The sequence below is a fragment of the Citrobacter sp. Awk 4 genome (assembly GCF_028069725.1).
Classification (GTDB): Bacteria; Pseudomonadota; Gammaproteobacteria; order Enterobacterales; family Enterobacteriaceae; genus Citrobacter_D.
This window is the reverse complement of record NZ_JANEWG010000047.1, coordinates 21582-32092: the sequence shown is the minus strand read 5'-3', so window position 1 is coordinate 32092 and position 10511 is coordinate 21582. Positions and strand designations below refer to the sequence as shown.

Annotated in this window: 11 protein-coding genes and 1 pseudogene; 6 read left to right on the top strand and 6 right to left on the bottom strand. The window is 49.2% G+C overall.

The annotated features are described in order from the left end of the window. The 3 genes and pseudogenes from NNO04_RS17460 to NNO04_RS17450 form a co-directional block, all read right to left on the bottom strand. Window positions 1–266 (bottom strand): annotated as a pseudogene (locus NNO04_RS17460) (hypothetical protein); the annotation flags it as partial. Continuing rightward, window positions 241–1098 (bottom strand): hypothetical protein, encoded by an 858-nt coding sequence (locus tag NNO04_RS17455; RefSeq protein ID WP_271445767.1) that lies wholly within the window; start codon window positions 1096–1098, stop codon window positions 241–243. The gene NNO04_RS17455 and the pseudogene NNO04_RS17460, both read right to left, overlap by 26 nt. Window positions 1099–1287: 189 nt before the next feature. Beyond that, entirely contained in the window at window positions 1288–1452 is a 165-nt protein-coding gene (locus NNO04_RS17450; protein WP_271445766.1) for a YlcI/YnfO family protein, read from the bottom strand. Window positions 1453–1580: 128 nt separating this feature from the next. On the opposite strand from NNO04_RS17450, the gene NNO04_RS17445 reads away from it, so the two are divergent. From NNO04_RS17445 to NNO04_RS17435, 3 genes are all read left to right on the top strand, one after another. Beyond that, window positions 1581–1871: a SymE family type I addiction module toxin gene (locus NNO04_RS17445; RefSeq protein WP_271445765.1), complete on the top strand. Its 291-nt coding sequence runs from the start codon at window positions 1581–1583 to the stop codon at window positions 1869–1871. A 136-nt stretch (window positions 1872–2007) separates the two neighbouring features. Next, on the top strand, window positions 2008–3063 hold the full coding sequence (locus NNO04_RS17440; protein WP_271445764.1) for a virulence RhuM family protein: 1056 nt from the start codon (window positions 2008–2010) through the stop codon (window positions 3061–3063). A 291-nt stretch (window positions 3064–3354) separates the two neighbouring features. Beyond that, entirely contained in the window at window positions 3355–5067 is a 1713-nt protein-coding gene (locus NNO04_RS17435; protein ID WP_271445763.1) for a SulP family inorganic anion transporter, read from the top strand. Window positions 5068–5144: 77 nt separating this feature from the next. Here NNO04_RS17435 and NNO04_RS17430 read toward each other — a convergent pair whose 3' ends face one another. After that, a complete protein-coding gene (locus NNO04_RS17430; RefSeq protein ID WP_271445762.1) occupies window positions 5145–6053 on the bottom strand; it encodes a LysR family transcriptional regulator in 909 nt (302 codons plus the stop codon). A gap of 172 nt (window positions 6054–6225) precedes the next feature. Here NNO04_RS17430 and NNO04_RS17425 point away from each other — a divergent pair, with 172 nt between their 5' ends. Continuing rightward, window positions 6226–7128, top strand: a complete 903-nt coding sequence (locus NNO04_RS17425; protein ID WP_271445761.1) for a carboxylate/amino acid/amine transporter — start codon at window positions 6226–6228, stop codon at window positions 7126–7128. Window positions 7129–7156: 28 nt separating this feature from the next. Here NNO04_RS17425 and nlpA read toward each other — a convergent pair whose 3' ends face one another. Both nlpA and NNO04_RS17415 read right to left on the bottom strand, forming a co-directional pair. Then, window positions 7157–7975 (bottom strand): lipoprotein NlpA, encoded by an 819-nt coding sequence (nlpA, locus tag NNO04_RS17420; RefSeq protein ID WP_271445760.1) that lies wholly within the window; start codon window positions 7973–7975, stop codon window positions 7157–7159. A 165-nt stretch (window positions 7976–8140) separates the two neighbouring features. Continuing rightward, a complete protein-coding gene (locus NNO04_RS17415) occupies window positions 8141–8557 on the bottom strand; it encodes a GNAT family N-acetyltransferase (protein ID WP_271445759.1) in 417 nt (138 codons plus the stop codon). Between the two features lie 128 nt (window positions 8558–8685). On the opposite strand from NNO04_RS17415, the gene NNO04_RS17410 reads away from it, so the two are divergent. Together NNO04_RS17410 and NNO04_RS17405 are read left to right on the top strand one after the other, a co-directional pair. Next, window positions 8686–8979, top strand: a complete 294-nt coding sequence (locus NNO04_RS17410; RefSeq protein ID WP_271445758.1) for a YicS family protein — start codon at window positions 8686–8688, stop codon at window positions 8977–8979. Window positions 8980–9106: 127 nt separating this feature from the next. Continuing rightward, window positions 9107–10489: a glycoside hydrolase family 1 protein gene (locus NNO04_RS17405; RefSeq protein WP_271445757.1), complete on the top strand. Its 1383-nt coding sequence runs from the start codon at window positions 9107–9109 to the stop codon at window positions 10487–10489. Window positions 10490–10511: the final 22 nt, after the last annotated feature.

Here is a 10511-nt window from a genome sequence, read left to right as displayed (position 1 = left end):
GCACTATACCAACTAAAGTTACTATCATTAACTCTCTGTTTAACCTTGGAAATAGACCGTGAAATCTTTGCAGCATTTTGGCCAAGTACAATTGAAGCAGCAAGACTCCAGTCAGAGGAATATATAATATCTTGTAAAGGACCAAAATAAACTTTGACCAAAATTAAAATAACAAAAGGCACACATATATATAAATACTCAGCTTTTAGATCTGAAACGAAACTTTTTTTCTCTATTGTACTAAGCTGGTATTTCGAATTGCTCATCGCTTCCCCCCCTAACAATATAGTCGATCTTTGTAATTTTAACGTTTCTTATTTCTGCAGTTTTTCGTTTATCATACGGTTTATAAAGATCATAACTAAATTCTGTTAATAAAGTGTCTTTTGGTCCAATCGGTGATATTAACCCGGATTGGTAGTTTTTTACCCAATCCTTAACGAGAATTCGTGCGGTAAAAGTTTTATTCATTTTTGCGCTTTTGAAAGTCCACAGTTGCTTACCTTCATTTATGGCAATTTTCACATATAAATAATCCCTTGCAGTAATTGTTTCTTTCACCCCTAAAAACATTGTAGAAAGATCACCCACAAACCGCCATTTTGTATTAATACTTTGCGAATAAACAGAACTTCCAAACTCGACAACTTCATCTTTTTGAATAAGGTTGTTGGCTTTAGATACTGTACCCAGCATATGAGAAAGAGCTTTACGATCTATGTGAGAATCAATCTCACACCCAAACCCATCATGGAGCAACGCTTCTTCTAAATTTGCCGCTAGTTGATCGACCTGTTCTTCAGTCTCAGTCTCATCAGTTTCTATTAGTTGTGAAAATATATTTGAACCCGCAGATGCAACCCTGTTAATAAAAAATTTATTTATAAAACTTGGTGATTGAATTAATTTTGCTTTAATAGACGAAATTTGAACATCTTCAAGGTGAAATTTAAAATCCTGTTTTACATCAATAGATTTAGCTAAAAGTTGGCCAAATTGTTCATAAGCTGAAATGTACAGGCTCATTGCTTCAAAAAGCTGACTTGGATTTGATCTATCTTTTTTATAATCTATTCGGATAAAAACATTCGCATCCATGGCTAACCTCGTTGGTTGATAGATAAATTGACTACTTAACTAGTGGCTATCAATTCAAGATATCAGTCCCAAAAGAGCATCATCATTTTCTTAGCAAGACAATATCCGATTAGAGATACTACATCAATAAAATACTGTACAAAAAAACAGTATTTTATTTAAAAACACTCGTGTTTCCTTAAGAAACAATTAATTATAAGAATTCAACTTCTCCTTGCAAGCCTCTTTCACCCACTTGCTAAAATTCCCTTTCCCCGCAGCTTTCTCAATCTGTTCCAAAAGCTCATCCTCGAAACGGATGTTCTTCATCGTGCTTTTGGTACGGTCAAAATTTGGTTTCTTTTTCTCTTGCATGGTAGGTACCATTTCGGTTAGTTTATCTGCATGTGGTACCTACCACATGGATTCGTAATTTTGACAACGCCCAGCAGTGTTGGAGCACTAAAGGGCGTCTAACCTCACCAACTATCAAGGAGTTGATTATGGCTGATCCGCATTCTACCCCAGACACCCCGATTGCAAAAACCGATCGCACGCTCATTGTGGGATATCGCCCGCAGGGAACGAACAAAAGCACGCCCAGCCTGACGCTTTCAGGGAAGTGGTTACGAGACGCGGGATTTGATACCGGGCAGCAGGTGACGGTCAAAGTCACGGAGGGATGTCTTGTTCTGATGACCGGGAGCGAACAAGAACAAACGCTGCTTGCGGAGTTGAAAGCGGCACAACGGAAGCTGAAAGAGATTGAAGGGGCGATGTCGTTCGCGCACTAATTTCCGTCAGCCAGATATGGTGATATTCCTCTGGAAAGCTGCTCGCAAAACCACGTTTGAATTAGCAGGATCAGAATCAATCTCTGGCATACTAAGCGAACTACAGCGTTGTACGTCGAATTAAAGCGGAGGCGACATGGCAGATAAAGGCGTAATCCAATCTCCGGCAGGGGAGTTTATTATGTTTGCCAGTGAAGACGGAAGAGTCCGTGTCGAATGCCGCTTCGAATCAGAGACTATCTGGTTATCCCAGTCAGCGATGGCCGATCTGTATGCTAAAGATGTTCGAACCATCAACGAGCATCTAATGAATATATTTTCTGATGGCGAAATTGATCAAAATTCAACTATCCGGAAATTCCGGATAGTTCGCCAGGAAGGAAAACGTCAGGTTTCCAGAGAGATAGATCACTACAATCTCGAAGCCATTCTCGCCATCGGTTATCGCGTCCGATCCACGCGCGGCACGCAATTCCGTCAATGGGCCACCCAAACGCTGCAGGAATATCTGGTTAAAGGATTTGTCATGGACGATGAGCGGCTGAAAAATCCGCCCGTTGGATCATCAGCCGTACCCGACTATTTCGATGAGATGCTGGAGCGCATCCGTGATATCCGCGCAAGCGAACGCCGGGTGTATTTACGGGTGCGGGAGATTTTTGCACTAGCAGCAGACTACCAACCCTCACTCAACGAAACGACGCAATTTTTTCAGACCATCCAGAATAAACTGCATTTTGCCTGCACAGGCCAAACTGCTGCGGAGTTGATTCACCAGCGCGCCGATGCTAACCAACCGCATATGGGCTTAACCAGCTATAAAGGCGAAGAGGTCCGTAAAAGTGATGTAACCGTCGCGAAAAATTACCTTAATCAGAATGAAGTGAAGGAGCTTAATCGGATCGTCAATATGTGGCTCGACTTTGCCGAAGATCAGGCAAGACGTCGCCAGCAGGTGTTTTTACAAGACTGGCAAAACAAGCTGGATCAGTTCCTGCAGTTTAACGACCGTGAAGTGCTGGAAGGTTCAGGCAAGATCAGCAAGAAAATGGCGGATGAAAAAGCGCAGGCAGAATATATTCAGTTTGAAAATCAGCAGCGTCGGCTGAAAGAAGCCGAAGGCGAAAAAGATATTTCCGGTTTGCTACAGTGGAAAAACGAAGCAAAGAAGTCGCCCAGAAATCCCCCCTGAACAAGCAAACATATTTTTCGCGAATGCATATGACTCTACCGATTTATCTTACCCGGTACTTGAATCCAACCGGTGCGCCCGTCACACCATAGCACCGATACACCAAGGCACGCCTACTCAGCGTTCTGCCGCTTCTGATACAATGCCTCCCCCCGGATCCTGGTGAGTGACGCTCCCGCTGGAGCGTGACGTCGCTGGCATCCATACTCAATCAGCGACGCGTTACATTTCACATTGCATGATATGTCCGCCCGATGCAGTAGAGCAGTTAACCCGTATCCGGAGAGTACTATGCTCAAATATATTCTTTTAAATTACATGCCGGGCTTAAAGAATTTATTAGATTACGAAAAAAGCTGGCTAAAACAGGATATTAGAGCTGGGTTATCCGTCGCAGCGGTGGCGCTTCCCGTTGCCATTGCGTATGCCGAGCTGGCCGGTGTGGGGGCTGTCGTTGGGCTGTATTCCTGCATTTTACCGATGATTGCCTATGCACTGTTTGGTTCTTCCCGACAGCTGATTGTCGGCCCCGATGCCACCACCTGCGCCGTTATCGCGGCCGTCGTGATTCCTCTGGCCGCCGGAAACCCCGAACTGCACTGGCAGCTGACGATCGTCATGACACTGATGATGGGGGGATGGTGTATTCTTGCCAGCCAGTTTCGTCTTGGCGCCATTGCCGACCTGCTGTCACACCCGATCCTGACCGGTTTACTTAACGGTGTTGCCATCACCATTATCGTGGGGCAACTGGGAAAAGTGCTGGGAATTACGCTCAACCAGCCGCAGGTGATTGAGAAGATTATTGCCTTACCGGGGCGGATCCCGGACAGCCATTTATTAACCACCGCGATTTCACTCTTAACGCTGGCCATCCTCATCACTATCAAGAAGTTCCGCAGCCAATGGCCCGCCCCTTTGATTGCCATTATCATCATGACACTACTGATGTGGTGTACGCCGGCACAACAACATGGTGTTGCCACCATTGGCGGCGATAACTTTCAGTCAGGTCTGCCTGTTGTCCACTGGGGAACATTCAAGCCCGGTTTAATGCGTGATTTGGTGATCCCGGCGCTGAACCTGGCGTTAATCAGTTTTGTCAGCCTGATGCTGACAGCGCGCAGCTTTGCGGCCAAAAACGGCTACGGTATTAACGCCGACATTGAATTCAGAGCCCTCGGCATTGCGAACATCATGTCCGGTTTATCGCAGGGATTTGCGATAAGCGGCGCAGACTCCCGCACTGCCGTGAATGACGCCAACGGTGGTAAAAGCCAGCTGGTGTCTATTATCGCCGCGCTGGTGATTGCGATTATCGTCTTTTTCTTCACCGAACCCTTAAAATACATCCCGATCTCCGCCCTCGGTGTCGTTTTAATTTATGCCTCATGGTCGCTGATCGATTTACGTGGGCTGTGGGGACTGAGAAAAAGAAATAAACCGGCCTTTCGTCTGGCCTGCTTTACGTTTGTTTGTGTGTTACTGATTGGGGTGCTCCAGGGAATCGGGCTTGCTGTATTACTGGGGTTGCTGCAATTTTTGCGTACTGTATTTCGTCCTACTGAGCATCTGCTCGGGACAGATGAAAATGGGATGATCCATTCCTTAGGGAATTCAAACGATATCAAAATGGTCCCTGGGGTCATGATGTATCGCTTTAATTCTCCCCTGACCTATTTTAATGCGGCCTATTTTAAACGGCGGATACTGAATCTGGTTGATGGCGCGGCGTTTGAACCCAAATGGGTGGTGATTGATGCCGTTGCGTGCTTTACCCATCCGGATATCAGCGTGTTAGCCACCATTGATGAATTAATTAATGAACTCCAGGCCCGCAAGATCATGTTAGTGCTGGCAGGCAGGAAAACGGAGTTAACGCGCTGGTTTACTGAACACCGACCGATGATGGACGAGAGTAATATTATATTTACCCCCGATCTTTATCTGGCGCTCAGGCTGATTCAAAGTAAAGACAGTATGGAGCAAGACCAGGACGCGTAACCTGCGGCGTTCACAGGCGGTACCAAAAGCACATCCCTGAACCGGGCGTTCTTCAACATTTCGCGTCTGATCCGCGTTCAGGGAAGTGACGACTCCAGCGCGTCGCAGCGCGCTTTTACCGCTTCATGCAGCAAGCGCACGGCGGTGGAGAGTTGTTTGCGATGCGGGCAGATCATGTTTAATGGCGCGCTCTCTCCCTGATATTCCGGCATCAGCACCTGCAACTTTCCGTCTCGCACATCGTCACAAACATCCAGCCAGGACTTATACGCGATCCCTTCTCCTGCAATCGCCAGTCGCCGGATGACTTCGGCATCATCGCTCATCATGACGCCATTGACCTGTACGCTACTGACTTCACCGTTACGGATGAACGTCCAACGGTCATGAAGGCGCCCACGCAGTACGAATGTCAGTGCATTGTGTTGCGCCAAATCCTCCGGGCTGCGCGGTTCACCATATTGCGCAATCCAGTCTGGCGAGGCCACCAGCACGCGGCGATTACCGGGTGCAACAGGCAGCGCGATATATGAGGCGTCTTCGGTGTGACCATAACGAAACGCGACATCAACCGGATCTTTGAATACATCCGCAATCTGATCGGAGAAAAATATCCGCAGCCGTAGCGCAGGGTGGCGACGGCGGAAGGACTGAAAAACAGGCAACAGCAGGTTTCGCCCAAGATCAGACGGCACGGCAATTTGCAGCGTCCCGGAAATCTCATCGTCCGGCGTCTGGATCTTTTGCAAGCCCGCGTACATCGCCTCCAGCATCTGGCGGGCGTAGGGCAGCCAAATCTCGCCTTCCGGCGTCAGGCGCAAACTGCGGGTCGAGCGGGCGAATAAGCGAATGTTTAATACAGATTCCAGCCGCTTGATGGCGGAACTGACCTGAGCAGGCTGTACGCCCACTTCTCGCGCGGCGTCGCTAAAACTGTTTAACGCCGCAGCGCGGACAAACAACGTGAGATCTTCAAGGCGGAACATGTGCACTCCCGAGTATAAGTCCTGTCGCCGTCGGCCATTTTTCCCGTTCTGCTGTCGGTTTGCCATCAAATTATTCAGACCGTTTTCCATGCGCTTACCGGTGACGCCATGCACATTATCTCTGCTATGATGCCTGCACATAAAAAAGACAAAACAACACGCAGAGGAAAAAATGAGTTCCACCAGAAGAGGGATGATGAACGTCCTGATCGCCGCCGTATTGTGGGGGAGTTCAGGGGTGTGCGCGCAGTACATCATGGAGCAAAGCCAGATGTCGTCACAGTTCCTGACGATGACGCGTCTGATATTCGCCGGACTGATTTTACTGATGCTCTCCTTCGTGCATGGCGATAAGGTGTTTTCCCTCTTCAGGAATCGCAAAGACGCCCTGAGCCTGATTATCTTTTCCATCGTCGGCGCGCTCACCGTACAACTGACTTTCCTGCTCACTATCGAGAAATCCAACGCCGCCACCGCCACGGTGCTGCAATTTTTATCACCGACGATTATCGTGGCGTGGTTCTCTCTGGTGCGTAAAGCGCGGCCTGGCATTCTGGTACTGACCGCCATTCTCACTTCGCTTATCGGTACCTTTTTACTGGTGACTCATGGCAACCCAACGTCGCTGTCTATTTCAGCTTCCGCGCTGTTCTGGGGGATCGCCTCAGCCTTTGCCGCTGCGTTTTACACGACCTACCCTTCGACACTGATTGCCCGCTACGGCACGTTACCGATTGTCGGCTGGAGTATGTTAATCGGCGGGGCGCTCCTGTTGCCGTTTTACGCCACAGAGGGCACCCACTTCGTGGTGAATGGCAGTCTGATTCTGGCGTTTTTTTATCTGGTGGTGATTGGCACGTCGCTGACGTTTAGCCTGTACCTGAAAGGCGCGCAGATGATTGGCGGGCCGAGGGCCAGTATTCTGAGCTGCGCAGAGCCATTGAGCAGCGCGTTGCTCTCACTGCTGTTACTGGGGATCACGTTCACCCTGCCTGACTGGCTGGGTACGCTGTTGATCCTCTCCTCGGTGGTGCTGATTTCAATGGACTCCCGCCGCCGCGCCAAAGCAGTCTGATGCCATCCGGCGCGGCAACGGGTGAGCATCACCAGCCCGGTACCGCGCCGCCGTTAAAGATTTTCTCTGCCGCTTTGGCGACCTCAGGCGACTGATAAGACTGAAGAAATTCCTTCACGTTTTCGGCGTCTTTATTGTCTTCTCGCGCCACCAGAATGTTCACGTACGGCGAGTTTTTATCTTCAATGAACACGCTATCATGCACCGGAGACAGCCCGGTTTGCTGAATATAGGTGGTGCTGATGATCGCCACATCGACTTTGGCATCGTCCAGGACTCGTGGTAACTGTGCGCCCTCCAGTTCCATAATGTTCAGGTGACGCGGATTGTCTGTAATATCCAGCGCCGTTGGCAGTAGCCCTTTCCCCGCTTTCAGCGTGATCAGCTTTTCTTTTTGCAGCAGTAACAGCGCGCGACCGAGGTTGGTCGGGTCATTTGGGATTGCTACCGTGGCCCCCTCTTTCAGTTGATCAACGGTTTTAATTTTTTTCGAGTAGCCCGCCATCGGGAAGACAAACGTATTGCCCACCGCTACCAGCGTGTAGTTGTGGGCCTTGTTATCCTGCTCGAGGAACGGGCGATGCTGGAAGACGTTGGCATCCAGTTCGCCGTGGTTAGTGGCGTCGTTGGGCAGCAGCGAACCGCTAAAGCCGACCAGCTCGACGTCCAGGCCGTACTTCTCTTTTGCCACTTTTTTGGCAACCTCCGCCACATCCTGCTCGGCGCCGTTAATCACGCCCACTTTGATGTGTTTTGCATCACTGCTTTGCTGATCGCAGCCTGTCAGCAGTAATCCCGCCAGCAATACTGCCGTGCCTGTCCAGACATGAGGTATCGTCAATTTCACGTTTTTATCCTTTTAAAATAACCGCCAGAGGGTAATGGAATGACTATAACGGGAAGGGGATGGCGGATTAAAAATCGAAAAAGCATCAGCAAGAAGAAAAAGGCATAACGGGAAAAGAGCGGATAGCAGAAATCCTGGTATTCTTCTGGCTCTACCATCCGGTCATCAAAATGTTTTCGATAAATAGTGGCGGAAAATGCCTTTTTCGGGAAAATCCGGCAAGGTCATTTGCTGTGTATAGCCGTGCTTCTGGTAAAACGGCAGCGCCTGGAAGCTGAAGGTATCTACCAGTGCATGTAGGCAACCCCGCGCCTGCGCAGTTTGCTCCACCGCCTGCATCAGCTTGCTGCCATACCCCGCTTTGCGTAAGGATTCACTCACCCACAAATACTCAATACACAACCAGTCGCCCTTGATTTTCGCAATTAACCCCCCCTGCATTTCACCTTGCGAATCCCGGAAGTAGACGGCAAGTTCGCCGAAATTCGTCGTTTTAATAAACTGGGAGTTATAAGCTCGCAGCCCCTTAAAGAGCGCATTCTGGTCGTCTTCAGTCACCGTATCGGTAATCTGTATCTGCATTTTATCCCTCTGAAAAACTACAACTTATGGCTGAACCCATTATTGAAGGTAGCACAGGCTGATGAGAGAGCACTGAACTGTCTACACTTACTCTAGTGATGATGTGCATTGATAAAAGGATGATGACTATGAAACGAATCATGTTACTGCTCGTGACCGCCCTGTTCGTCTTGCCGGGGATGGCACAGGCCAACTCGGCTTATGGCGGGCTCCAGACGGCGAATGAAAAAACAACCGTGCTGAACGACTTACGTAAAATCTGTACACCGCAAGCCTCAATGTCGGATCAGGCATGGGAAAAAAGCATTATGTCGGGTGAAAATAATCAGCAGCATATCCGTGAAGCGATCATTGCCATTGAGCGAAATAACCAGAACAACTACTGGGAAGCGCTGGGCAAGGTTGAATGCCCTGATATGTAATGCACGGTACAGCGTCGTTTCTCTCGCCCGTGATACCGTGAAAACGGGCGCTGTAACCGGTTTCTTTTTCTAAATTCGCCTATTCTCTTTGGAACAGACATTTGTTGCTGACCAAGGATAAAAAACAATGCGTTACCGTTTTCCTGATAACTTTTGGTGGGGCAGTGCCTGCTCGGCGCTACAAACCGAAGGCGACAGCCTGAACGGCGGGAAAAGCCAGACCACATGGGATGTGTGGTTCGCGCGCCAGCCAGGTCGTTTCCATCAAGGGATAGGTCCAGAAAATACCTCTGGATTTTATCAGCACTGGAAACAGGACATCGCACTGCTAAAACAGCTGAAACATAACAGTTTCCGTACGTCGCTGAGTTGGTCGCGGCTGATTCCCGACGGTACTGGCGAGGTCAATCCTGAGGCCGTTGAGTTCTACAATCAGGTGATCGACGAGTTACTGGCGCAGGGCATCACGCCGTTTATTACCCTGTTCCACTTTGATATGCCGATGGTGATGCAGGAGAAAGGTGGGTGGGAAAACCGTGAGGTGGTGGCGGCTTTTGGTCGCTATGCCCAACTCTGTTTCGATCTGTTCGGCAACCGGGTTAAACACTGGTTTACCTTCAACGAACCCATTGTTCCGGTCGAAGGGGGTTATTTATATGACTTCCATTACCCCAACGTGGTGGATTTCAGACGCGCGGCGACGGTGGCATACCATACGGTGCTGGCCCATTCGTTAGCGGTTCGCGCTTATCGCGCCGCAAACCACGACGGTGAAATTGGTGTGGTGTTGAATTTAACGCCCTCTTACCCGCGCTCGGCGCATCCGGCAGATGTTAAAGCCGCACACCATGCGGACCTGCTGTTTAACCGCAGCTTCCTTGATCCGGTGCTAAAAGGAGAATATCCCGCCGACTTGATCGCATTGTTGCAAGAGTACGATCAGCTCCCCGCATGTCAGCCGGGCGACAAAGAACTGATTGCCGATGGCAAGATTGACCTGCTGGGGATCAATTACTATCAGCCACGCCGCGTGAAGTGCCGGGATTCTGCCGTGAATCCTGACGCCCCTTTTATGCCGGAAGCATTATTTGATTACTACGAAATGCCGGGGCGTAAAATGAATCCTTACCGCGGCTGGGAAATTTATGAACCGGGTATTTACGATATTATTACCAACCTGCGCGATCATTACGGCAACCCGCGTTGCTTTATTTCTGAAAACGGCATGGGAGTCGAGAACGAGCAGCGCTTTATCGAGGATGGCCACATTAACGACCATTACCGCATTGAATTTGTCAGTGAACACCTGAAGTGGCTACACAAAGGGATTAGCGAAGGCTGCAATTGCCTTGGCTACCACATGTGGACCTTTATTGATAACTGGTCATGGTTGAACGGCTATAAAAACCGCTACGGTTTTGTGCAGTTAGATTTAGAGACTCAACAACGCACCATTAAACAGAGCGGCAAATGGTTTGCCGCAACGGCTGAGAATAACGGTTTTAATTAAGCTACAGGGTGACCTCCGGGTC

Coding starts and splice junctions, on each gene's coding strand:
- NNO04_RS17430 (WP_271445762.1), bottom strand. CDS start 6,053: ATGTTCCGCCTTGAAGATCTCACGTTGTTTGTCCGCGCTGCGGCGTTA.
- NNO04_RS17405 (WP_271445757.1), top strand. CDS start 9,107: ATGCGTTACCGTTTTCCTGATAACTTTTGGTGGGGCAGTGCCTGCTCG.
- NNO04_RS17425 (WP_271445761.1), top strand. CDS start 6,226: ATGAGTTCCACCAGAAGAGGGATGATGAACGTCCTGATCGCCGCCGTA.
- NNO04_RS17435 (WP_271445763.1), top strand. CDS start 3,355: ATGCTCAAATATATTCTTTTAAATTACATGCCGGGCTTAAAGAATTTA.
- NNO04_RS17450 (WP_271445766.1), bottom strand. CDS start 1,452: ATGCAAGAGAAAAAGAAACCAAATTTTGACCGTACCAAAAGCACGATG.
- NNO04_RS17440 (WP_271445764.1), top strand. CDS start 2,008: ATGGCAGATAAAGGCGTAATCCAATCTCCGGCAGGGGAGTTTATTATG.
- NNO04_RS17445 (WP_271445765.1), top strand. CDS start 1,581: ATGGCTGATCCGCATTCTACCCCAGACACCCCGATTGCAAAAACCGAT.
- NNO04_RS17410 (WP_271445758.1), top strand. CDS start 8,686: ATGAAACGAATCATGTTACTGCTCGTGACCGCCCTGTTCGTCTTGCCG.
- NNO04_RS17455 (WP_271445767.1), bottom strand. CDS start 1,098: ATGGATGCGAATGTTTTTATCCGAATAGATTATAAAAAAGATAGATCA.
- NNO04_RS17415 (WP_271445759.1), bottom strand. CDS start 8,557: ATGCAGATACAGATTACCGATACGGTGACTGAAGACGACCAGAATGCG.